Origin of the sequence: Citrobacter sp. Cpo221 (assembly GCF_030332345.1) — a bacterium.
Lineage (GTDB): Bacteria > Pseudomonadota > Gammaproteobacteria > Enterobacterales > Enterobacteriaceae > Citrobacter > Citrobacter portucalensis.
The window spans coordinates 306,468-329,539 of sequence record NZ_JAOWIA010000057.1 but is presented as its reverse complement, the minus strand read 5'-3'; the positions used below and the strand labels follow the sequence as shown (position 1 = coordinate 329,539).

General features: G+C 50.8%; 24 protein-coding genes and 1 tRNA gene. 10 read left to right on the top strand and 15 right to left on the bottom strand.

Translation table 11 applies throughout. The features are described from left to right. Positions 1-2 precede the first annotated feature (2 nt). From pqiB to rmf, 3 genes are all read left to right on the top strand, one after another. The gene (pqiB, locus tag OGY72_RS17230) at positions 3-1,643 is read left to right on the top strand and encodes an intermembrane transport protein PqiB (RefSeq protein WP_149281421.1); all 1,641 of its coding nucleotides are present in this window, start codon (positions 3-5) and stop codon (positions 1,641-1,643) included. Continuing rightward, positions 1,640-2,203 carry a membrane integrity-associated transporter subunit PqiC gene (gene pqiC / locus OGY72_RS17225; protein WP_003831985.1) on the top strand — a complete coding sequence of 188 codons (564 nt, stop codon included), beginning with the start codon at positions 1,640-1,642 and terminating at the stop codon, positions 2,201-2,203. The genes pqiB and pqiC overlap by 4 nt, the downstream gene beginning before the upstream one ends. A gap of 256 nt (positions 2,204-2,459) precedes the next feature. Continuing rightward, positions 2,460-2,627: a ribosome modulation factor gene (gene rmf / locus OGY72_RS17220; RefSeq protein WP_003035871.1), complete on the top strand. Its 168-nt coding sequence runs from the start codon at positions 2,460-2,462 to the stop codon at positions 2,625-2,627. Between the two features lie 107 nt (positions 2,628-2,734). Here the strand turns inward: rmf and fabA are convergent, their stop codons facing one another. Together fabA and OGY72_RS17210 are read right to left on the bottom strand one after the other, a co-directional pair. Further along, entirely contained in the window at positions 2,735-3,253 is a 519-nt protein-coding gene (gene fabA, locus OGY72_RS17215) for a bifunctional 3-hydroxydecanoyl-ACP dehydratase/trans-2-decenoyl-ACP isomerase (RefSeq protein WP_003035875.1), read from the bottom strand. 68 nt (positions 3,254-3,321) lie between these two features. Then, positions 3,322-5,082 carry an AAA family ATPase gene (locus tag OGY72_RS17210; RefSeq protein ID WP_286548466.1) on the bottom strand — a complete coding sequence of 587 codons (1,761 nt, stop codon included), beginning with the start codon at positions 5,080-5,082 and terminating at the stop codon, positions 3,322-3,324. A 185-nt stretch (positions 5,083-5,267) separates the two neighbouring features. Here OGY72_RS17210 and matP point away from each other — a divergent pair, with 185 nt between their 5' ends. Then, entirely contained in the window at positions 5,268-5,720 is a 453-nt protein-coding gene (gene matP, locus OGY72_RS17205; protein ID WP_003831992.1) for a macrodomain Ter protein MatP, read from the top strand. Between the two features lie 88 nt (positions 5,721-5,808). Here the strand turns inward: matP and ompA are convergent, their stop codons facing one another. Both ompA and sulA read right to left on the bottom strand, forming a co-directional pair. Continuing rightward, a complete protein-coding gene (ompA, locus tag OGY72_RS17200; RefSeq protein ID WP_063940603.1) occupies positions 5,809-6,855 on the bottom strand; it encodes a porin OmpA in 1,047 nt (348 codons plus the stop codon). Positions 6,856-7,212: 357 nt separating this feature from the next. Continuing rightward, on the bottom strand, positions 7,213-7,722 hold the full coding sequence (sulA, locus tag OGY72_RS17195) for an SOS-induced cell division inhibitor SulA (protein ID WP_008784287.1): 510 nt from the start codon (positions 7,720-7,722) through the stop codon (positions 7,213-7,215). A 217-nt stretch (positions 7,723-7,939) separates the two neighbouring features. Between sulA and OGY72_RS17190 the strand changes: the two genes are divergently transcribed. Beyond that, complete coding sequence (locus OGY72_RS17190; RefSeq protein ID WP_003831996.1) at positions 7,940-8,554, top strand: TfoX/Sxy family DNA transformation protein; 615 nt, start codon at positions 7,940-7,942, stop codon at positions 8,552-8,554. Here OGY72_RS17190 and yccS read toward each other — a convergent pair. Further along, on the bottom strand, positions 8,532-10,685 hold the full coding sequence (yccS, locus tag OGY72_RS17185) for a YccS family putative transporter (RefSeq protein ID WP_003831997.1): 2,154 nt from the start codon (positions 10,683-10,685) through the stop codon (positions 8,532-8,534). The two genes, OGY72_RS17190 and yccS, sit on opposite strands and share 23 nt — an antisense overlap. An 18-nt stretch (positions 10,686-10,703) precedes the next feature. Beyond that, a complete protein-coding gene (locus OGY72_RS17180) occupies positions 10,704-11,150 on the bottom strand; it encodes a YccF domain-containing protein (protein ID WP_003831998.1) in 447 nt (148 codons plus the stop codon). Positions 11,151-11,275: 125 nt separating this feature from the next. Here OGY72_RS17180 and helD point away from each other — a divergent pair, with 125 nt between their 5' ends. Next, positions 11,276-13,330: a DNA helicase IV gene (gene helD / locus OGY72_RS17175; RefSeq protein WP_149281423.1), complete on the top strand. Its 2,055-nt coding sequence runs from the start codon at positions 11,276-11,278 to the stop codon at positions 13,328-13,330. 32 nt (positions 13,331-13,362) lie between these two features. Here the strand turns inward: helD and mgsA are convergent, their stop codons facing one another. Continuing rightward, on the bottom strand, positions 13,363-13,821 hold the full coding sequence (mgsA, locus tag OGY72_RS17170; protein ID WP_003035897.1) for a methylglyoxal synthase: 459 nt from the start codon (positions 13,819-13,821) through the stop codon (positions 13,363-13,365). A gap of 93 nt (positions 13,822-13,914) precedes the next feature. Continuing rightward, positions 13,915-14,577, bottom strand: coding sequence for a curli synthesis inhibitor (csgI, locus tag OGY72_RS17165; protein ID WP_008784291.1), 663 nt, complete (start codon positions 14,575-14,577; stop codon positions 13,915-13,917). A 172-nt stretch (positions 14,578-14,749) separates the two neighbouring features. On the opposite strand from csgI, the gene OGY72_RS17160 reads away from it, so the two are divergent. Next, on the top strand, positions 14,750-15,163 hold the full coding sequence (locus OGY72_RS17160) for a CoA-binding protein (RefSeq protein WP_032942909.1): 414 nt from the start codon (positions 14,750-14,752) through the stop codon (positions 15,161-15,163). A gap of 67 nt (positions 15,164-15,230) precedes the next feature. Here OGY72_RS17160 and hspQ read toward each other — a convergent pair whose 3' ends face one another. Then, on the bottom strand, positions 15,231-15,548 hold the full coding sequence (gene hspQ, locus OGY72_RS17155) for a heat shock protein HspQ (RefSeq protein ID WP_003035905.1): 318 nt from the start codon (positions 15,546-15,548) through the stop codon (positions 15,231-15,233). Between the two features lie 57 nt (positions 15,549-15,605). After that, entirely contained in the window at positions 15,606-16,796 is a 1,191-nt protein-coding gene (gene rlmI / locus OGY72_RS17150) for a 23S rRNA (cytosine(1962)-C(5))-methyltransferase RlmI (RefSeq protein ID WP_008784294.1), read from the bottom strand. A 94-nt stretch (positions 16,797-16,890) separates the two neighbouring features. Between rlmI and yccX the strand changes: the two genes are divergently transcribed. Further along, complete coding sequence (gene yccX / locus OGY72_RS17145) at positions 16,891-17,172, top strand: acylphosphatase (protein WP_003832008.1); 282 nt, start codon at positions 16,891-16,893, stop codon at positions 17,170-17,172. On the opposite strand, the gene tusE is transcribed toward yccX, so the two are convergent. Then, a complete protein-coding gene (tusE, locus tag OGY72_RS17140; protein WP_003832010.1) occupies positions 17,169-17,498 on the bottom strand; it encodes a sulfurtransferase TusE in 330 nt (109 codons plus the stop codon). The two genes, yccX and tusE, sit on opposite strands and share 4 nt — an antisense overlap. Before the next feature lie 88 nt (positions 17,499-17,586). Then, entirely contained in the window at positions 17,587-18,246 is a 660-nt protein-coding gene (gene yccA / locus OGY72_RS17135; RefSeq protein ID WP_008784297.1) for an FtsH protease modulator YccA, read from the bottom strand. Positions 18,247-18,516: 270 nt separating this feature from the next. Between yccA and OGY72_RS17130 the strand changes: the two genes are divergently transcribed. Both OGY72_RS17130 and OGY72_RS17125 read left to right on the top strand, forming a co-directional pair. Beyond that, the gene (locus tag OGY72_RS17130) at positions 18,517-20,145 is read left to right on the top strand and encodes an ABC transporter substrate-binding protein (protein WP_286548456.1); all 1,629 of its coding nucleotides are present in this window, start codon (positions 18,517-18,519) and stop codon (positions 20,143-20,145) included. Between the two features lie 142 nt (positions 20,146-20,287). After that, positions 20,288-20,375, top strand: a tRNA-Ser gene (locus tag OGY72_RS17125). Between the two features lie 152 nt (positions 20,376-20,527). Here OGY72_RS17125 and OGY72_RS17120 read toward each other — a convergent pair. Genes OGY72_RS17120 through petA form a run of 3 tightly spaced genes read right to left on the bottom strand, consistent with a single transcriptional unit; the run spans position 20,528 to position 23,047 of the window. After that, positions 20,528-21,331, bottom strand: a complete 804-nt coding sequence (locus OGY72_RS17120) for a cytochrome c1 (protein WP_286548454.1) — start codon at positions 21,329-21,331, stop codon at positions 20,528-20,530. A 2-nt stretch (positions 21,332-21,333) separates the two neighbouring features. Beyond that, a complete protein-coding gene (locus OGY72_RS17115) occupies positions 21,334-22,494 on the bottom strand; it encodes a cytochrome b (RefSeq protein ID WP_286548453.1) in 1,161 nt (386 codons plus the stop codon). Between the two features lies 1 nt (position 22,495). After that, complete coding sequence (gene petA, locus OGY72_RS17110; protein ID WP_286548451.1) at positions 22,496-23,047, bottom strand: ubiquinol-cytochrome c reductase iron-sulfur subunit; 552 nt, start codon at positions 23,045-23,047, stop codon at positions 22,496-22,498. Positions 23,048-23,072 lie beyond the last annotated feature (25 nt).

Sequence of the window (23,072 nt, the reverse complement as noted above, 5' to 3'; positions counted from 1 at the left end):
GCATGGAATCTAAAAGTGGGGAAGCCAAAGTGCAAAAGGTAAAAAACTGGTCGCCCGTGTGGATATTCCCTATCGTCACTGCACTCATTGGCGCGTGGGTACTGTTTTATCACTACAGTCATCAGGGGCCACAGGTCACGCTTATTACCACCAATGCCGAAGGTATTGAAGGGGGCAAAACGACGATTAAAAGCCGCAGCGTGGATGTCGGTATCGTCGAGAGCGCAACCCTGACTGATGATTTGACCCATGTGGAGATTAAAGCGCGTCTTAACTCCGGAATGGAAAAGCTGCTGCATAAAGATTCTGTCTTTTGGGTGGTGAAGCCGCAGGTTGGACGTGAAGGTATCAGTGGACTCGGCACGCTATTGTCCGGGGCATATATTGAACTGCAGCCTGGCAATAAAGGCAGTAGGCTGGAAAATTATCAACTGCTGGATTCACCGCCGCTGGCCCCGCCAGATGCAAAAGGGATCCGTGTGATTCTGGACAGCAAAAAAGCCGGTCAGTTGAGCCCTGGCGATCCGGTGCTTTTCCGCGGCTATCGTGTAGGTTCGGTTGAAACCAGCACATTTGATGCCCAAAAGCGTACCATCAGCTATCAGCTTTTCATCAATGCGCCTAACGATCGTCTGGTGACCAGTAATGTGCGTTTCTGGAAAGACAGCGGGATCGCCGTTGATCTTACCTCGGCAGGTATGCGCGTGGAAATGGGATCGCTCTCCACGCTGTTTGGCGGTGGTGTAAGTTTTGATGTGCCAGAAGGTTTAGAGCAGGGCGAGCCGGTCGCACAACAATCAGCGTTTAATCTCTATGACGATCAAAAAAGTATTCAGGATTCACTGTATACCGATCATATTGATTACCTGATGTTCTTTAAAGATTCGATTCGTGGCCTGCAGCCTGGTGCGCCGCTGGAATTCCGTGGCATCCGCTTGGGTACGGTGAGTAAAGTACCTTTCTTCTCACCGAATATGCGTCAGGTATTTAACAATGATTACCGCATTCCGGTGCTGGTACGTATTGAACCAGAACGTCTGAAGGCGCAACTGGGAGAGGATACCGATGTTGGCGCTCATTTGGAGCAACTGCTTAAACGCGGATTACGAGGATCGCTCAAAACCGGGAACCTGGTAACCGGCGCGCTGTATGTCGATCTCGACTTCTACCCGAAAGAGCCGCCTATTACTGGGGTGCGTGAATTTAATGGTTATCAAATTATTCCGACCGTGAGCGGTGGTCTGGCGCAGATCCAACAGCGTCTGATGGAAGCGTTGGATAAGATTAACAATCTGCCGCTGAACCCGATGATTGAGCAGGCAACCAATACGCTGTCGGAAAGCCAGCGCACGATGAAGCATCTGCAAACCACGCTGGATAACATGAACAAGATCACGTCCAGCCAGTCGATGCAGGATCTGCCGGCGGATATGCAAAACACATTGCGTGAACTAAATCGTAGTATGCAGGGCTTCCAGCCTGGTTCCGCGGCCTACAACAAGATGGTGGCGGATATGCAGCGTCTTGATCAGGTGCTGCGTGAACTGCAACCGGTACTGAAAACGCTGAACGATAAGAGTAATGCGCTGGTATTTGAAGCGAAGGACAAAAAAGATCCAGAGCCGAAGAGGGCGAAACAATGAAAAAGTGGCTAGTGGTGATGATGGCGGTCTGGCTGACGTCATGCAGCTCCAGCGGAGAAAATAAAAGCTATTACCAGCTCCCTATCGCACAAGGGGGCGTACAAAGCTCCGCCAATCAGGGAAACCGTCTGCTGTGGGTTGAACAGATTGCGGTACCTGATTATCTGGCCGGTAATGGGGTGGTTTACCAGACCAGCGATGTGCAATATGTGATAGCCAATAATAATCTCTGGGCCAGCCCATTAGATCAGCAATTGCGCAATACGCTGGTTGCGAACCTCAGTATGCAGTTGCCTGGCTGGGTTGTCGCTTCACAGCCGCTGGGAAGCACTCAGGACACGCTGAACGTTACCGTAACCGGCTTCCACGGTCGGTACGATGGTAAGGTTATCGTGAGCGGTGAATGGTTGCTGAATCATCAGGGACAACTGATCAAACGTCCATTCCATATCGAAGCTGTACAGACTAAAGACGGCTACGATGAGATGGTGAAGGTTCTTGCCAATGCCTGGAGTCAGGAAGCAATGGCCATTGCTCAAGAGCTGAAACGCATCCCTTAAGCTTAAATAATTGTAAATTATACCGCCCCTGGTTCATTGCCCGGGGCGGTTTTTTTTATTTTTTTAGCCGTGGAGATAGCTGTTCTGACTGACTATTTTTGTACAAATGATTTAGCGAGTAGCTCACAAATATGACACTGGCGTGAATTTTGCGCATTGACGAGCCTGATGTTTAGGGGTATTCGTTTAGTGTGATTGCACACTTAGTAATCACTGTTTTCTTTTCCACCAGACCCAAAAATGAGGGAAACGAGGCATGAAGAGACAAAAACGAGATCGCCTGGAACGGGCACATCAACGTGGATATCAGGCCGGCATTGCCGGACGCTCAAAAGAAATGTGTCCCTATCAGACGCTGAATCAGAGGTCATACTGGCTGGGAGGCTGGCGAGAAGCCATGGGGGATAGGGTTTTAATGGCCTGATTCTGTCTCTTTAGATAAAAGAAACCTCCGCAGAGCGGAGGTTTCGCCTTTTTGCACACCTGAAAAAACGGGGAAACGTTAATGTCTGGCTGCTTCGCAGTTCTGGATTAGAACGCGGAAGTGTCCTGGAACAGACCCACTTTCAGATCGTTTGCGGTATAGATCAGACGACCATCAACCAGCACTTCACCATCTGCCAGGCCCATGATCAGGCGACGGTTAACGATGCGTTTGAAGTGAATGCGGTAAGTGACTTTCTTCGCGGTCGGCAGAACCTGGCCGGTGAATTTAACTTCGCCTACGCCCAGCGCACGGCCTTTACCTTCGCCGCCCAGCCAGCCGAGATAGAATCCAACCAGTTGCCACATGGCGTCGAGACCCAGACAGCCCGGCATCACCGGATCGCCGATAAAGTGACAACCGAAGAACCACAGGTCCGGGTTGATATCCAGTTCAGCTTCAACATAACCTTTGTCAAAGTTGCCACCGGTTTCGGTCATCTTGATGACACGGTCCATCATCAGCATGCTTGGTGCTGGCAGTTGTGGCCCTTTAGCGCCAAACAGCTCACCGCGACCAGAGGCAAGAAGGTCTTCTTTCGTATAGGATTCGCGTTTATCTACCATGTTCTCTGTAAGCCTTATTTTATTGAAGCACGCAGGATAGCTAACACGTGTACGCTGAACAAGTCCGATCAGTTCGGAATAATCCAGTTCAGCCAACGTAGCGGCCATGGGAAACGGTGACGACCTTCCTGTTGCGTTGCCGTGGCAATACGCTCCTGAATGGTTTGCATCAGCGTTGTCTGGCCTTCGCCATCCCACACCAGATTTAACAACAGTGGCAGCGCATCAGTCACGTCGTCCACCGCCCAGATAGTGAATTTTTCTTCTTCTATGGCCTGTAGCAGCGCAGGCTGCAGGCTGAGGTGTCTGACGTTAGCCGAAGGAATGATAACGCCCTGTGTGCCTGTCAGTTCGCGCTGCTGGCAGATGGTGAAGAAACCTTCAATTTTCTCATTCAGACCACCGACAGGTTGTGCCCGACCAAACTGATCGACAGAACCTGTAATGGCGATACTTTGATTAACAGGAACGTCGGCGAGGGCGCTAATCAATGCGCACAGTTCTGCCATAGACGCGCTGTCACCGTCCACTTCGCTGTAAGATTGCTCAAAGGTCAGTGAGGCAGAGAAGGGGATTTGTTGCTCAAGCTGGAGTTCCGACATCAGGAACGCCTGCATAATCATCATACCCTTGGCATGAATATTTCCGCCGAGCTCGGCTTTGCGCTCAATATCCGTAAACTCGCCGTCGCCAATATGCACGACGCAACTGATACGAGAAGGCTCGCCAAATGCGCGTGGGTGGCCTGGAAACTCAATTACCGACAAGGCGTTGATCTGGCCAATACGCTCGCCTTCTGTCTCGATAAGGATCTGCTCTTGCAGAATTTCATCCTGCATGCGTTCAGCCAGGAATCCCTCACGCCATTCGCGCTGAGCCAGCATCAGGCTGAACTGCTCAGCGTTGCAGGTTTCGCCCTCGCATAACGGAGCCACCTCTTTGAACTGTCGGGTGATCCACAGCGGGTTAAGCGGCAATGTATCCTGTTCACCGGTATAGCGAACGGCTTCACGGATCAGAACCTGCCAGGCATCAGGAGCGGGGTAGGGCAAATTATTGCGTATGGCGGTATGCGTGACCCACTGACACCATTGCGTCATGGTTTCGGCATCCACTATCTGCAGATTATCTTCAAACTCGCTGTAAATGGCCTGCTCAGCCAGCTCTGGTTCCATGTCCTGGAAATCCGCCAGCGATTCACGCTCACCCACCAAAATAACTTTCAGTTTAAGCGGCATAGGGGGAACGGAGACAGGCAGCGGGCGAGACTCATCAAAAGCTACCCAATCAAAACGTTCGTGGCTGACAATGGCTTTCAGGCGCATCCACAACAGAGGTTGGGCCAACAGCGTGCGCAATGAGATAACCAGCACACCTCCATTGGCCTGATGTACCAGACCTGGCTGCAGCGTAATTTCTCCATTGAACTGACGCAGACAGCCAAACAGTTGTTCGGCTTCGGCCCAGTCAGCGCTGACCACCTGCGTCAACGTCGCAAAATTGTCTTCCGATTTCTCAGCTGTACGATAACGAATAGTGTGACCGGAGATGTCGTAATGACCGCCAGTCAGGCTTCCTGCATCCGTGTGCAAGGGACGTGCAGCCTTTGCAATAAGGTTGAGATACTCAAGCTCTTCCGGTGCTTTTACCAACATGAACGAGGATGTTGTCCAGTGCTGAAGAAGCTGCTCTAGCGCGAATTGTAAACGTGGCTGAGTATCACTAAGTAAGGTGTCGGTGTCGTCAGTGACGTGCGGCTGTGCAAATACTTCCTGATAACTGTCGGTATCAGGAACCAGATCACGCCATGCAAGTTTCGTAATGGTCAAAGTTGATGTTTTTTAGTCTGTTGTAAAAAACGAGATTATACCGTAACCCTCACCACTAAACACCTGGAAAGCGCCGTGAAACGGTTGTGATGACGCGCGGCAGTTCACAGGCTGGATATTCTTTTCTTCAGATGCCGAAAAAGCTGATATTCTGATAAGAGTTACACGGTAACATTGAGATCGCAATGAAATATCAACAACTTGAAAACCTTGAAAGCGGCTGGAAATGGAAGTATCTGGTGAAGAAGCATCGTGAGGGGGAATTAATCACCCGTTACGTCGAGGCCAGCGCTGCCAAAGAAGCCGTTGATTTATTGCTAACCCTCGAGAATGAACCGGTTCGGGTTAATGCCTGGATTGAAGAACACATGAATTCTGCGCTGCTTAATCGTATGAAACAAACCATACGTGCGAGGCGCAAGCGGCACTTTAATGCTGAGCATCAGCATACGCGGAAGAAATCAATCGATCTGGAATTTATGGTCTGGCAGCGTCTGGCTGGTCTTGCGCAGCGGCGTGGCAAAACGCTTTCTGAAACCATTGTGCAGTTGATTGAAGACGCAGAGCATAAAGAGAAGTACGCGAACAAAATGTCGACATTGAAACAGGATTTACAGGCGTTGCTGGGAAAAGAGTAGCGGTCGGGTGGTTTAACACGTGGCTTACTTTGGATGAAAACAGATGAAAAAAAACCCCGCATAGCGGGGTTTTTTATAAGACGATAACTTAAGCCTGAGGCTGAGTTACAACGTCTTTGATGCCTTTAACTTCGATCTCAACACGACGATCCGGAGCCAGGCAGTCGATCAGTGCAGCGCGAGCTTTCACGTTGTCACAGGTGTTGCCAGTAACTGGGTTGGATTCACCCATGCCACGTGCAGAGATTTTGTCAGAAGGAATACCTTTAGAGATCAGGTAATCAACAACGGACTGAGCACGTTTCTCGGACAGCGCCTGGTTGTAAGCGTCAGAACCGATGCGGTCAGTGAAGCCCAGAACCACTACGGAACCGTCTTTCGGATCCAGGTTGCTCAGCTGGCTGTACATCTGGTCCAGAGCCTGCTGGCCTTCTGGTTTCAGAGTTGCTTTGTTGAAGTTGAACAGAACGTCAGACTTCAGAGTGAAGTGCTTGGTCTGTACTTCTGGAGCCGGAGCCGGAGCAACAACTACTGGAGCTGCTTCTTCCTGCTGGCCGAAACGGTAAGAAACACCAACGCTCAACAGACCGTTATCTGGACGACCACCAACGGTGTTCGCGTCACCGATGTTGTTGGTCCACTGGTATTCCAGACGGGTAGCGATTTCAGGAGTAATTGCGTACTCTACGCCACCAGCGAATACTGGGGATACACCAGTGTCGTGGTCTTTGAAGCCTTCGTTGTTTTTAGCGTCTGCACGCCAAACCATACCACCCAGACGGGTATAAACGTCCAGATCGTCAGTGATTGGGTAACCCAGTTTAGCGGTCAGCTGAACGCCCTGAGCTTTGAAAGCGCCATTCTGCTCGCTGCCTTTGTATGGCATACGGCCTAACCAGTCGTAACCCATTTCAAAACCAACGTACGGGTTAACCTGGTAACCACCGAACGCACCGGCACCCAGTTGGCTTTCGTGGGTCGGACCGTTGTTGTCGATACGGTTGTTGCCAATATCATGGAACTGAGACCAGCCCAGTTTAGCACCAGTATACCAGGTGTTATCTTTCGGAGCGGCCTGCGCCACGGTAGCGAAACCAGCCAGTGCCACTGCAATTGCGATAGCTGTCTTTTTCATTTTTTGCGCCTCGTTATCATCCAAAATTCGCCATGAATATCTCCGAAGAGAGATAACACGGTTAAATCCTTCACCCGGGGACCAGTTCAATAGTTACTCTACCGATATCTGCGGCTTACGCCGAGCACCCCTGGCGATGTAAAGTCTACAACGTAGTTGAAAACTTACAAGTGTGAAGTCCGTCAGGCATATGAAAAAAAAAGGCTTGTATACACAATATTTAACATTTATAGCTGAATAAATGTACTGAGGATATCCTGAAAACCGCTTCTGACAAGCGTTCAGACGAAAAACACATTACAGCTCAAAGACAAATTGAGAGATGAAAAAAAATTCCAGGATAAATCCTAATTTTACTCAATGATACAAATTCGAGTGAATTTTTAGCCCGGAATGCTGTCTCCCCGCAAGTGTCTGGGCGCGAACCGGACGCATGATAAAACCCATCGCATTACCTTCATCAGCCGCTTTGACCAGTTCGGCATGTTCATCTTCCGTTAATTCTTCCGCCAGCCAGCCAATGACAACACTGTAATTACCCGTGCGTAGCGCACGAATCATTGATTCCAGCGTATTGCAGGGGGAGAGCTGACTAATTTGCATGACTTTCGTCAATGGAAGTCCAGCTGACTGCACCCACTCCCGACTTAATTTTTGCTGAGGCGTCAGCCACAGCTGCCAGCGTGATTGTTGCCCTAACTGTTGCAGCAGGGGAAGCAGCAGCAGTTGTGTCATCATGGGCTGGTCCTCGCGATAGACAACTTCACTGATAAGCCCAGCGGTTGCGTTCTCTGATGAAACGCGCGCAATGTTGCTTGATGTGGAAGAGAACGACGATGAACGATTTGCATAGCCTGAAGTGTACATAATCAATCCAGCCCTGTGAGTTACTGTATGGATATACAGTAACCCTGCCATCAACAAAGATCAACCTTATTTTCGGAAACAGGTTCGCAATTTTTAGTCGTCGTCACGGGAAAAATAAAATTCATCTTGCCCCATACGCATAAGTTGCCTATTTTCGTCATTAACGGATCCGCTACTGAAAATCATTTGCTTACGTTATGATTTAAAAAGGATTTTTATGAAAGAGCTTTCTTATGCAAGGATCTATAAATCGCAGGAATATCTGGCTTCTCTGGGGACAATTCACTATCGCTCACTGTTTGGTGGCTACAGTCTGACGGTTGGCGATACGGTCTTTGCCATGGTCGCTAATGGTGAGCTGTATCTTCGCGCCTGTGAGCAGAGCGCCCAGTATTGTGTACAAAATTCTCCTGTCTGGCTGACATTTATTAAGCGCGGACGTCCTCTTGTACTTAATTATTACCAGGTGAACGATGCCCTGTGGCAAAACCAGCAGCAACTGGTGTCGTTATCGCGATATTCGTTGGATGCTGCGGTTAAGGAGAAACAAAGTCGCTTTGCCCAGCATCGTCTGCGGGAATTGCCGAATATGACGTTTCATCTGGAGACCCTGCTGAATGAAGCTGGAATTAAAGATGAGGGGACCATGCGATCGTTGGGAGCACAAATGTGCTGGCTGAAACTTCGGCAAAATAACCCGGCTCTGACGGTAAAAGTACTCTATGCCCTTGAAGGCGCGGTAGGGGGGATACATGAAGCCGCACTCCCGGCGACGCGTCGCCAGGAGCTGGTTGAGTGGGTAAGTTCTCTTACGCCGGAACCGGGGTATTAGACGGCAGCACGTCAATTTGCTGCTGTAATCGCCGGATCTCCGGGAGTAGAGCGATCAATAGCCCAACTTGCTGAACGACCAGCGGCTCTTTACTGTCCGGGCGTGGTTCCAGATGCTGAATTCGCTGCTTCAGCCCTTCTAACGCCTGGTATACACGCTGCTCGTCAGCGGGTTGATGGTGAAGGGCATCATCAACATAGCAAACAGCGTCATCCAGCAATGCCAAAACGTCTGGATTGGTCAACTGTTCGCGATGTGCGCCTAGCGCAGAAATATAACTGGTAAACGTATGGTTGAGACACAGTAAACGGAACGCCGTTTCGCGGGTTTGGGCCGTGACATCCGGCTCGCTCGACATGTTTGATACCACGGAGGCGAGTTCAGCATCACGATTATGCGCATCACGGCGAGCGATACGGTAGGCCAGACGATTATCACGACCCTGATGATATTGTTCGAGAATTGCATCAAGGTAGCGGCAGTTAGCGTCAGTCGCCCGTTCAATTACCCGTGGTAGGTTACGAAAACGCCAGTCTGGCCAGATGAAACTGACAGCAGCCCAGGCGATAGCACAGCCAATTAGCGTATCGATGACACGCGGCAGCGCAACCTCAAAACCTTCGCCGAGCAGGTTAAAGCACAGTAACACCAGCAGCGTGATAAACATGGTGGCATGCGCATACTGGACGTTGCGAAAGGCAAAAAACAGTACGCCAGTGATCACCAGGAGTATCAGTTGCCCCTCGAGAGAGGGCACAAACCACAGGATCGGTAAACCAATGGCAATCCCAACCAACGTGCCGATAATCCTGAGCGCCAGGCGATGTCGGGTGGCGTTGTAGTTTGGCTGACAGACAAACAGGCTGGTCAGCAAGATCCAGTATCCGTGATTCATGCCGGTTATCTGGATAATGGCATAACCAACACAGAGTACTAACGACATGCGAACGGCATGGCGAAACAGAGCAGACTCAGGGGTGAAATTACGGCTCAGACGTAACCAGATATCACTGAATCCATGGGGACTGTCATCGGCAAGCTGATTTTCAGACTCATTGCGCGAGAGTACCTGAGCCTGTTCGGATTCGATGGTAGCAAGCTGCGCGTCGATTGCCCGTAGGTTTGACAGTAAAAAACCCAGCGTATTGAGCAGGTCGGCAGGTTCACCACTGGCGCGCATGCGCTCAAGTGCAGCATCTATATGGGTGAAGGCTCGCTCAAAGTGCGGATCGTGCTGGTAAGGCGTGCGCAATAAAATACAGCGAGATAATTGTGAACAGGCTTGCCCTTGCATCGACATCAACCGCTGGAAACGGAACATCACATCGCTGTGACGGAAATGATCGCGTAGCGTTTGATACTGAATATGTGAGGAGCTTGCGCGTTCATGAATATCCTGTGCCACAAAATAGTAATGTAGCGTGCGACGTGTTCCCCGTTGTCCACGGTCACCGCGCAGGCGGGTCAGCAGCGACACTTTAGTCTGATTCAGCGTTGCCATCAGTTGGCCATTCGCGAGAGCTAAATCATACAACGGTGCCTGGCTTTCATCTTCTATGTCGGGGTCAAAAAGACGCGATTTCAGTTCCAGGTAGTGCGCTAACTGTTCGTAGCTGCGTGCCAGATTGTCCTGTAAGGGGCGGATGGGGAACAGAAGATGTCCGGTGAGCGTCAGCAGGTTATACCAGATAGCACCAGCGAGCAGCAGGATTGGTTGTTGATACCACTGATCGTAAAGCGAGGTGCCCAGCATCGTGTAAATGGCGATCAGCAATGCACCAAAAGCAATAGTTGCATAGCGCTGGCCTAATCCCCCCAGCAGAATAAAGCCGCTGGTGGAAAGCGTTAACCCAATAGCAAACAGCCATGGCCATGGGAAGAGCAGTTCAACGGAGGCTGAGGCAATAAAAAAGCACACCAGTGTGATGATTAAATTGCGCAGTCGGCCTGCGAGACGATCGTCCAGATCGGTAAGTGCGGCAGCGACCATGCCCAGCGTGAGCGGGATGGTCAGCTTGACATCGCCCAGCCACCAGGGCAGCGCTGTTGTGCCGCATAGCGCGATAAAAATCCGCACGTAGTACAGCCATGTGCTGTTCCAGGTATAGCGTTTGAGCAGAGGACTTAACATAAAGGCCATCGGTCCTGATTATTCAAAACGACGACGCGCATTGGCTTCACGCGCTGCACGGGCAACTTCTACTGAAACCACACGGCGACCCACCGGCCAGAGCGCAATGGCAGCGATTTTAAAGTTTGCAATGCCAACCGGAATACCAATAATCGTTATGCACTGGGCAATACCAGAGATAATGTGCATCAGGCACAACCACCAGCCGAAGAAAATCAGCCAGAAAATATTGAGCACGGTGCCGCCGGTATTTAACAGGACGCTTTTACCGGCCGGATTCAGTTCATCGACATGAATCGCTTCGTTACCATAGGGAAACAGCGAAAGTCGGGTTATCTCCCAGCATGAACGGGTCAAGGGTAAAGTAAAAATAAGCACGACACTGACCAGCGTTGCCAGTAACCAGGCAAGGGTGGTGGCGAACCCCCCAAGCACAAAATTTAAAATATTCAGAACAGTACGCATAAACCCTCGGTTAACTCTGGTTTTCTGTGAATTCGGCAATTGTAACGTTTTTTTGGGCTGGAGCACGTTTTCTCTGGCGGTTACACTGATAAGCAAACCTCTTCGTGTGGATCCGCTTGAGTCTTATGGAACTGAAAGCAACTTCTCTTGGAAAACGTCTGGCACAACACCCTTACGATCGGGCCGTTATTCTCAATGCCGGGATTAAAGTTTCCGGCGATCGTCACGAGTATCTTATTCCCTTCAATCAGTTACTGGCTATTCATTGCAAACGCGGCCTGGTATGGGGCGAGCTGGAGTTTGTACTCCCGGATGAGAAGGTGGTTCGTCTTCACGGTACAGAGTGGGCGGAAACCCAGCGCTTCCATCATCATTTGAATGCGCTCTGGCAACAGTGGAGCCAGGAAATGAGTGACGTTGCTGCGGGGGTTTTACAGCAGCAGTTGGATGCGATAGCGGCGCGTACTAGTGAAAGTAAGTGGCTGACGCGCGAACAAACATCAGGGCTGCAGCAGCAGATTCGCCGTGCCTTTGCCGCGTTACCGCTCCCGGTTAATCGGCTGGAGGAATTTGAAAATTGCCGGGAGGCGTTACGTCAATGCCAGGCATGGCTGAAAGACATTGAAGCCTGCCGCTTACAGCACAATCAGGCGTACACCGATGCAATGCTGGAAGAGTATGACGAGTTTTTCCAGCATGTTGAATCTTCGCCGTTGAACCCTGCTCAGGCGCGCGCGGTGGTGAACGGTGAGCAATCATTGTTGGTACTTGCAGGTGCTGGAAGCGGTAAAACATCTGTGTTGGTTGCCCGGGCGGGTTGGTTGCTTGCACGAGGAGAAGCCGCACCAGAACAGATCCTGTTGCTGGCGTTTGGACGCAAAGCAGCCCAGGAGATGGATGACCGCATTCGTGAGCGTCTGCATACGGATGAGGTCACCGCGCGGACGTTCCATGCACTGGCGTTGCACATTATTTCGCAAGGTAGCAAAAAAGTTCCAACGGTGAGCAGACTGGAAAATGATGCTATCGCGCGCAACAAACTCTTTATAACAACCTGGCGTCAGCAGTGCAGTGAGAAAAAGGCTCAGGCTAAAGGCTGGCGACAATGGTTAGAAGAAGAAATGCAGTGGTCTGTACCCGAAGGTAACTTCTGGGATGACGAAAAATTACAGCGTCGTCTGGCTTCCCGGTTGGATCGCTGGGTTAGTTTGATGCGAATGCATGGCGGAGCGCAGGCGGAGATGATTGCTAATGCTCCGGAGGAGATCCGTGATCTGTTCAGTAAACGCATAAAGCTAATGGCGCCGCTGCTCAAGGCCTGGAAGAGTGCCCTGAAGGATGAGAATGCCGTCGATTTCTCCGGGTTGATCCATCAGGCTATTGTCATTCTGGAGAAGGGGCGGTTTATCAGTCCGTGGAAACATATTCTGGTCGATGAATTTCAGGATATTTCCCCTCAGCGCGCCGCCCTGTTAGCCGCCTTGCGTAAGCAAAACTCGCAGACTACGCTGTTTGCCGTGGGAGATGACTGGCAGGCCATTTACCGGTTCAGCGGAGCACAACTTTCTCTGACAACCGCATTTCAGCAAAATTTTGGTGAGGGCGATAGCTGTAATCTGGATACGACTTACCGTTTTAATAGCCGTATTGGCGAAGTCGCAAACCAGTTTATCCAGCAAAACCCACACCAGCTCAAAAAACCGCTGAACAGTCTGGCGACCGGTGATAAAAAAGCCGTCACGTTGCTCGACGAAAGCCAGTTAGATCTGTTGCTGGATAAGCTGTCGGGTTTTGTGAAAGCCGAAGAGAGAATTCTGGTGCTGGCGCGATACCATCATCTCAAACCTGCCAGCCTGGACAAAGCGGCCACCCGCTGGCCCAAGCTGCAGCTGGATTTTATGACTATTCATGCCAGCAAAGGGCAGCAGGCGGATTACGTCATTGTTATGGGGCTTCATGAAGGGAATGACGGTTTCCCGGCTCCGGCTCGTGAGTCGATTATGGAAGAGGCGTTACTCCCGGCTGTTGAAGATTTTCCTGATGCAGAAGAGAGACGGTTGCTGTATGTGGCGCTAACGCGTGCGCGGCATCGGGTATGGCTACTGTTTAGCAAAGACGCGCCATCATGCTTTGTTGATGAGCTTAAGCAATTAGACGTTCCGGTGACCCGGAAACCCTGAAAAGCAGGCGGTAATTACCGCCTGCTTAGCGCTTATTTGAGACGTTCTGCCAGATAACGGGCGTAATCCGGGATCAAGATATCCGTTGCGTCGTTGAAGTTTGGCGACTGGATAATAAAATCAGCGGTTGACACGTTAGTGGCGACTGGAATGTTCCAGACCGTGGCCAGGCGTAGCAGGGCTTTGACATCAGGATCGTGGGGAACGGCGTTGAGCGGATCCCAGAAGAAAATCAGCACATCAATTTTCCCTTCTGAAATCAGCGCACCTACCTGCTGGTCACCCCCCATTGGGCCGCTCAGCATGGCGTTGACGTCCATTCCTGTCGCGCGTTGAATTAAGTTTCCTGTTGTTCCTGTAGCATACAGAACGTGTTTTTCCAGTAATGGCTGGTGGCGTTCAACCCAGCTCATCAACATCTTTTTGCAGTGATCGTGTGCGACCAACGCAATATGTTTCTGCGCTGGCAATGTGCGAGTCGTTAATTCCATAGTACAGCTCCCAAGTTAACCTTGTTACAGAGTACTGGAAGCACTTGACGCTGCAAGAGAAAGACAAAAAAAATGCGTATACGAACATAAATGTCACGATGGGGGTTGTTTCTCCGCCCATTGTAAGAAGTTACTTCGCGTTTGTGCGTCAGCCTGTTGAAACCAATATTTTAAGCGCTGCTCGGTCAGTGTTTGCGACTGAGGCGGCACGCGATCCAGTTCAGACACCCCGGAAAGCAGCGAACTGTCATCGGCCATCATTGTGGCAAATTGCGGTAAAGATGCATGCTTAGCCGCTTTGTTATAGCGCTCTGTTTCCATTTCATAATCTACGATTTTTGCGGTGGACGTGATTGACAGAATATCCAGCTTAACCGGTATAGGCATGGAATCCCCATCCAGCAGTTCTACGCGCGGGGCATCATCAAAATGCGTTGCATCCCGCTCGTTGCTCAGACGTGGGAGGTGGAAATTAACCTGACTGACGAGTTGGGTATCAAAGCTGATGACCAACGGAGGCGAAATATACAGACGTTCTTCGTGGCTGGACAGGCGAATGGTTTTTTCTACGCGAAACACGAGCTGGTGCCGACCATTTTCCAGCTCAATACTGTCGGCACCACGCAGTAATGAGCTGGAGACTTTTTTTCCGTCCAGTACCAGAAGGTCAATATCATTGGACAGACGTAAAGAGGTAGCAAAAACGGTTGCCGGCAAACATAGGGCAATCAAGGCTGTCACAATGCCGGCTTTCATAGGTTTCTCCTGTCCAGAAAATATCTGTATAAGATGTATCTAAATTTTTCGATAATCATGTTTACTAACATATAGACATATTTTTGAGTTTAGCTCTCATGCGCCAGTATGGGATGAATGGTTGCAAAGTCAGGTTTGTCGTACACTTTGCTAAACAGCCTGGAGGAAAACGATGAAAGAGACCGATATTGCTGGCATTTTGACAACAACCCGCACGATTGCACTGGTGGGGGCAAGCGATAAACCCGATCGTCCAAGCTATCGGGTGATGAAATATTTACTCGATCAGGGCTATCACGTTATTCCTGTTTCACCGAAGGTTGCTGGAAAAACGCTGCTGGGGCAGCAGGGCTATGCGACGCTGGCAGATGTACCAGAGAAAGTGGATATGGTAGATGTCTTCCGTAATTCTGAAGCGGCGTGGGGTGTTGCTCAGGAGGCAATTGCCATCGGCGCGAAGACCCTATGGATGCAGCTCGGCGTGATTAACGAGCAGGCAGCCGTGCTGGCTCGCGATGCAGGGATGACGGTGGTGATGGATCGCTGCCCGGCGATTGAGATCCCGCGGTTGGGACTGGCGAAGTAAGACTGATCTGTAGCCGAACAAAACGCACAGGCCCGATTAGCGAATCGCCATCGGGTCTGTTTTAGCATCAATTGCGCAGGCGCGGGGCCTGGAGCTGTTTTCGAATTGTTCGCGCCAGTTCATCCATCGACGGTTGCTCCGGATGTTCTTCCTGTAGCTCACTACTCAGTTGTGCTTCGGCCAGATATGTATGCACTGGCAGACCATTATCGTCTTCCATCACCACGTGATACCAGGGAGCGGCGCGAAGTTCGTCGTTAACCGCCAACTCATCGGCTGACGGTTGATCAAGCGAATATTCCGGGTCGATATCCACGACCACTCCGAGGTAACCTAACAGGGAATGGCGGACCTGCTGGCCGATACCGAATTTGCTGGCAATCATAGTCACCTCCCGGGAAATAGATACCCTTTATGTAAGGGTAATATTCCACTTTTCAAGTTACATGATGCGACAGGCAAACCCTTTCAGATACAGCCCTTCCGGGTAGGTAGCGATCACCGGGTGATCGGCGGCCTGACGGAACTGCTCTATAAATTGTACATCACGACCAGCATCTATTGCGGCATCAGCGATGATTTTCTGAAATAAATCGGTGGTCATTAGCCCAGAGCAGGAGAAAGTCAGCAGCACACCGCCCGGATTGAGCAACTGAATAGCCAGCATATTGATGTCCTTATAGCCGCGGCAGGCGCCCATCAACTGGCTTTTGTTTTCGACAAATTTCGGCGGATCCATAACGATGACGTCGAATTTCTCACCACGATCGCGATAAGCACGCAGAAGTTTGAACACATCATCACGCACGAACTCAGCTTTGCTCAGATCCAGCTTGTTCAGTTCCACGTTCTGGCGGGCAATATCGAGCGCTTCCTGAGAGGTGTCAACGCTGACGACCTGACGGCATCCGCCCATTAATGCTGAGACCGCAAAGCCGCCGGTGTAAGAGAAACAGTTCAGCACACGCTGATTTTCCACATAACGACGCGTGGCCAGGCGGCTGTCGCGTTGATCGAGGTAATAGCCGGTTTTGTGACCATGCTGAATATCAACCAGCAGCTTCATTCCGTGCTCTTCAATTGGCAGCAGGGCTGGCGGAAGCTCACCCGTTACTGGCCCTTGAGTCAGCTCCATACCTTCTTTTTTACGTACGGCCACATCGCTACGGTCATAAATGGCGCAGTCCGGGAAAACAATTTGCAGAGCGCTAATCAGCGCGGCGCGTTGGTATTCAGCCCCCGCACTGAGCAACTGCAACACCAGGAAGTTGCCGAAGCGGTCAATGGTGATGCCCGGCAGGCCATCGGATTCTCCGGCGATCAGACGGTAACTGTCCAGGCCGTCTTTTTTCGCCAGCCAGTCACGCCATGTCTGCGCCTGCTGCAGACGACGGGTGAAGAAATCAATATCGATGGACTCAGACTTGTCGAATGTCCAAACGCGTGCACGGATCTGCGACGCGGGTGAGTACGCGCCGCGTGCTAACCATTTACCCTGATGGTCAACAATATCGATGGTTTCACCGAGGTTGGCTTTACCTTCCATACGGGCGACAGCACCGGAAAATACCCACGGATGGCGGCGAAGTAATGATTTTTCGCGCCCTTTGGCTAACACTAAACGTACACTCATAATTTACTATTCTGTCAATTCAAAGAAATGGGCGCCATTGTCCTGAGTTTTTCGCATATTTGCAACGCACGCTGTGATGATAAGGAGAACCGCAATGTCGAAAGTCTGCATAATCGCCTGGGTCTATGGCCGGGTTCAGGGGGTAGGGTTTCGCTACACCACCCAGCATGAAGCACAACGGCTGGGGTTGACCGGCTACGCGAAGAATATGGATGACGGCAGCGTAGAGGTTGTCGCCTGCGGTGAAAGCAACCGGGTAGAACAACTGATGAAGTGGTTGAAAGCCGGGGGGCCGAGCAGCGCCAGGGTTGATCGGGTTCTCAGTGAACCACATCGTCCTGGCGACGAGCTAAAAGGATTTAGTATCCGCTATTAAATACATTTCACCGGTTTCGGCAGGCCGGCAATTTTAGTCGCCTGCTTGGCCGGACCTTTCGGGAACAGGCGGTAGAGATAACGGCTGTTGCCTTTCTCTTCGCCAAACTTGCTGGCCATCGCTTTTACCAGCATGCGGATAGCGGGGGAGGTATTAAACTCCAGATAAAACTCGCGGACAAAACGCACCACTTCCCAGTGTTCCGCGGAGAGCGTAATGCCTTCGTTTTCGGCGATTCTCTCCGCCAGCGCCTCGCTCCACAGCGTGGTATCTTTCAGATAGCCTTCGCTATCGGTACTGATTTCTTTACCTTCAAAGATCAACATAATTCGTCACTTCGTTAGTCAAACTGGCGGCAGTTTACCAAAAAAGAAAGCCCCGCATAAGCGGGGCTGGATAATGCGTGTGGACATCTTAATCGCGGCTGGCGAAGCCCAGAATACTCAGCAGGCTGACGAAGATGTTGTACAGCGAAACATACAGGCTAACGGTGGCACGAATATAGTTGGTTTCACCGCCGCGGATGATATTGCTGGTTTCAAACAGGATTGCGCCTGAAGAAATCAGAATGAACACCGCGCTGATTGCCAGATGTAATGCTGGCAGTTGCAGGAAGATATTTGCAACCATACCAATCAACACCACGACCACACCCGCCATCAGCATACCGCCGAGGAAGGACATATCTTTACGCGTGGTCAGCACATAGGCCGAGCAGCTGAAGAAGACCAGCGCCGTACCGCCCAGCGCCATGGCGATAACATCACCCATGCCTGCGGACAGGTATGTATTCAGCATTGGTCCCAGGATGTAGCCCAGGAAGCCAGTGAAAGCGAACGCTGACAAAATACCAACCGGCTTATCTGCCGTTTTGTAGGTCAGGAACATCAGACCATACATACCCACCAGCGTCAGGATAAGTCCCGGAGAAGGTAACATCAGTACGGTACTGGCGGTTGCAGTGATCGCTGAAAACGCCAGCGTCAGGCTGAGCAGGAAATAGGTATTGCGCAGCACCTTATGCGTGCTGAGTAGCGATGTACGCTCGCGCGAAGAACTAATAATACGATCCATGAGTCACTCTCTTATGACAGATGTAATTAATGATGGAGGATAATGAAATCAAGGGGAATGACACAGCGGTTTTACCCATCTTTACGCATTTTAGCCCGCCAGACTTAAGCATAATATTTCAACAAAAGTTCCCGAATTAGATGTTAGCACTGTATGTGCAAAAATGTCAGATCGCTATCTACCAGGTAACTGAAAAATATTGCGTTATTCCTGAATCTCTCTGACAGTGACAGCGGTGTCTACATAAAACAGATCAATAAGGTAAAGGGAATGATTCAACATAAATCGAAGATATTGACGTTTACGCTGTTGGCTGTCTGTTTGATGTCTATAAACGGCGCGGTGAGGGCGGCAAATGTTCCAGCAGGAACATTACTTGCAGAAAAGCAGGAACTGGTCAGAAACAACGGTAGTGAGCCGGCATCGCTGGATCCGCATAAAGTCGAAAGCAACGTTGAGTTTAATTTAATCAGCGATATGTTCGACGGTCTGGTGGCTGTTAAGCAGGATGGGTCTATCGAACCCCGTCTAGCCGCATCCTGGGAGAATAAAGGCAACACTGTCTGGACCTTCCATTTACGCTCGGGCATAACCTGGTCAGATGGATCTGCTATTACCGCACAGGATGTCGTCTGGAGCTGGCAGCGTCTGGTTTCGCCGCAAACGGCTTCACCTTATGCTTCGTATCTGGGCAACATGCACGTTGCGAACGCGGTTGATATTGCCCAAGGGAATAAAGATCCCACTACACTAGGGGTCAAAGCCCTGGATGATACCACGCTGGAAATTACCCTGACGCAACCGACGGCGGCGTTTCTGGCGATGCTGGCGCATCCATCTCTGGTCCCGCTGGATAAAGTGTTGATAGGTCGTTTTGGCGATAAGTGGACCCGACCAGAGCATTTTGTCAGCAGCGGGGCGTACAAACTATCGCAATGGGTGGTCAATGAGCGCATCGTTGCCGAGCGTAATCCACATTACTGGGACGATCGGCATACGGTTATTAATAAAGTTACTTATTTGCCTATCAGCTCAGAGTCGGCTGACGTAAATCGCTATAAGGCCGGTGAAATCGACATTGTGTATAGCGTACCGGTCAATCAGTTCGCGCAACTGAAAAAAACGATGGGGGATGAACTGCATGTCTCGCCCCAGCTTTCAACGTATTACTATCAGTTCAATACAACCCGCGCACCGTTTAATGATCCGCGCGTGCGGCGGGCGCTGAATATGGCGTTGGATAAAGACATCATTGCGCAAAAGGTAATGGGACAGGGGCAGCGAGCAGCGTGGGTTATCAGCCAGCCGGAAATAGGTGGGGTGAAACTGCATGCGCCGGAGTATGCGTCATGGCCGCTCGAAAAGCGTATTGCTGAAGCCAAAAAACTGCTGGCTGAAGCCGGTTTTGGCCCTGAGCATCCGCTTAGCTTGAATCTGCTCTACAATACCTTCGAAACGCACCAGCGTATTGCGATTGCCGCATCGTCGATGTGGAAGAAAAACCTTGGCGTCGAGGCGAAGCTGCAAAACCAGGAATGGAAAACCATGCTGGACACCATGCACACCGGTAATTTTGACGTCGTGCGCTATGCGTGGATAGCCGACTATGATGATGCCTCAAGTTTCCTCAATATTTTCCGTACCGGTGATAGCGAGAATACCACCAAGTACAGCAATCCCGCCTTTGATGAAGCGATGCGTAATGCGGCGAAAGCAACTTCGCTGGAAGAACGAGGCAAATACTATCAGCAGGCTGAAGACCTTTTAGGTGAGGATGTGCCCGCGATTCCGGTTTACCACTACGTCCGCACGCATCTCGTGAAGCCGTGGGTGGGGGGATTTGCGCCGGATAACCGGGGAAATTACTACACCAAAGATATGTACATCAAAAAACATTAAGCGCTGTAGCCGGTATTTGTGCTGAATAAATGGTCAATCTGTTGTTATTTCAGTCGATTAACAACTTTTTGGCTGTTTTTCAGGCAAACGAACACATTGGTGCTTTACAGGTCCGTTCGGGATGTTTATAGTGCGCCTCATTGGAAGCGTGGCCGAGCGGTTGAAGGCACCGGTCTTGAAAACCGGCGACCCGAAAGGGTTCTAGAGTTCGAATCTCTACGCTTCCGCCAAACATAAACCCCAAGCTATAAAAAGCTTGGGGTTTTTTCATTTTGCTCGGTTTATATTTTGCCTTCCTTTACTCGTCTTACTCGCGCAAGGGCAACTGCGCACCTGACCGGTTGAATGCTGGTGAACTGAGTAATCCCCGGCCTCGCAAGACCTACATGAGCGAACGTCTCTTCATTCGTCGTGCTATCCATAGCAAGCCCAGCATAATAGCCAGATAGCCCATAACGTAATTTCCCTGTTGCTTTCGTTCAGAGAGCGCCGGGTCGGCAGCCCATGCCAGAAAGGCGGTAACATCCCTGGCGTATTGCTCCTCAGTTTCAGCTTTTTTCGACGCCGGGCTCCATTGGATCTCCCCACTCGTCAGCGGTTTTGGCATGTTAATCACACCGCCAGGAAAATAGCGATTAGCCTTCAGTTCGGGATCGGCAGGCAGATAGCCGGTTAGCAGCGCGTAAACGTAATCTGCCCCCTGGTCCGTGTAGGGCAGAAAAGCATCTAACAAAAATTGTGGGAATCCGCGATCGTATGAACGGGCACGGACGATATAGCTCAGGTCAACGGGTTCAGCGCCATTGTTAAGGTATCTTGCTTCCCGGTCGTTTAGATATGGTGATATAAAGCTGTCATTTAGCGTACCGTCGCGCTCACTTATCTGGCCGTCATCCTGAATCGCAGGAAACTGATAGCCGCTGGCGATACTTCTCGCTTCTTCAACCGTGAGTTCCGGACCACCGGGCCTGGTCAACGTCCGAAAGGTAAGGTGTTTCATGCCGTGACAAGCGCGACACTTCTCTTCATAAACCTGCAGACCACGTCTAAGCTGTTCCTTATCATATTGACCGGTAATACCACTGAAGCTCCATTCCTGGCGTTCAGGCGTGGCTTCCTGCGCATATGAGGAACCCAGCCCCAACAGAGAAAAGAACAGGACGCTGAATTTCAATAGTTGTTTCATCCTCAATCCTGTTTTTCCAAAAAACGACGGCAAGGTAAGACGATTAAAAACCAGGCAAACCAAATCAGTGTCGAAAGCTGGGATGCGGCACGGATCCAGCCCTCTTCATTACGAAAGCCATCAAAAAGGTCCGGGCCTACCAGCGCTTTCGACCCTAACCAGCCTAAAAAGCAGGCATTAATAACCCATAGCCAGAATCCGCACTTAACCAGTTTGCTGTAATGGCGAAAACGAGCCCGGGAAGTATCAAGCCAGGGTAGAAAATAGAAAATCAGTATTGAGCCGCACATCGCGACTAGCCCCACGAATTCATTCGGGAAGCAGCGCAAGATAGAGAAGAAGGGAAGGAAATACCATTCTGGCGCAACAATCGCGGGTGTAATCGTTGGGTCCGCAGCAATAAAGTTGTCGGCGCTGCTCAGATAGTGCGGAGCGAAGAATAAAAACCAGGCGAAAACCATTAAAAAAAGGGTGATTTTGATAGCATCGAGATCGGTAATTTTGTAATCGAACAACAGACTCCTGGACTCTTTCTCACTAAACTTCTTTTTCATCGCCTGGGCAAACGCCGACTGTACGGTACGTATATGGATAACCGTGGCGACGACAATCACAAAGGGAAGAATAAAGTGGATAACAAAAAAGCGGCCAAGCATCGGTGTCCCCGGCGTATGGCTGCCGACTAAATATGCGTAAATTGAATCACCCACCAGCGGGATAGCCTGGGCAAAGCGGGTAATGACCGTTGCCGCCCAGTAGCTTTTTTGCCCCCAGATAAGGCTATAACCAAGAAACGCAGTTATCATCAGCAGGATATACAGCGTGACGCTAACCATCCACATTGTCGTCCAGGGCTTGCGGTAAACGTTGTAGTACATACCACGAAAAATATGCAGATAGCAGGCAAAGAAAAAGAGCGACGCGCCAATAGCATGCATGTTGCGTAACAGCTCTCCATGGCGAACCGCGCGCATAATATGAATAATGGAGTCAAATGCCAGCTCAGCTGTCGGCACGTAAAACATCGCCAGCACGATACCCGTAAAGATCTGCACCCCGAGCATAATTAGCAGGATAGCGCCGATTGCAAATACCCAGAGTCCAGCAACAGAGCGAGGGAAGGGGATACGCCCGCGAAGCGAATAGACAAGCTCATTCCTCATTTCAGGCTTCCTTCGTGCCAATACGCACGACCTGCCCATCGGAATGAATAACGTAGTCTGGGATTGCCAGGTTGGCAGTTGCGGGCCCGCGCGTCACGCGCCCGGAGGTATCAAACTCTGAACCGTGGCACGGACAGATCCAACCCATCCCCCCCGGTCGGGCGTTGGGTACACACCCGGCATGTGGGCAATAACCTTGAACCACCAGCCATTGAGGATGGGCTGCAGAGACCCTGGCGCTGTCTGGCTGTGGGTCGATAAGCGTATCCAGGTCGGCACTTCTGGCAGTAATAATTTCATCCGGGGTGCGATGGTGTATAAGAATCAAGCTTCCTTGCCATACACGTCTGACTGTTTGTCCAGCAGCAACACCTGCAAGAGAGACATCAATCGGTTCATTTTCCCCAAGCGTTTTTTCATCCGGGCCCAAGGCCGAAACCAGCGGCCAGACGGCAGCCGCGACGCCTGCGGCACCGACAAATTTAGTCAGTTTACACAGGCATTCCCTACGCTGTTCCTGGATTTCGCCATCTGGAAGTTTATTATCTGCCACCTCGTATACCTCCCTGAGTATCGCG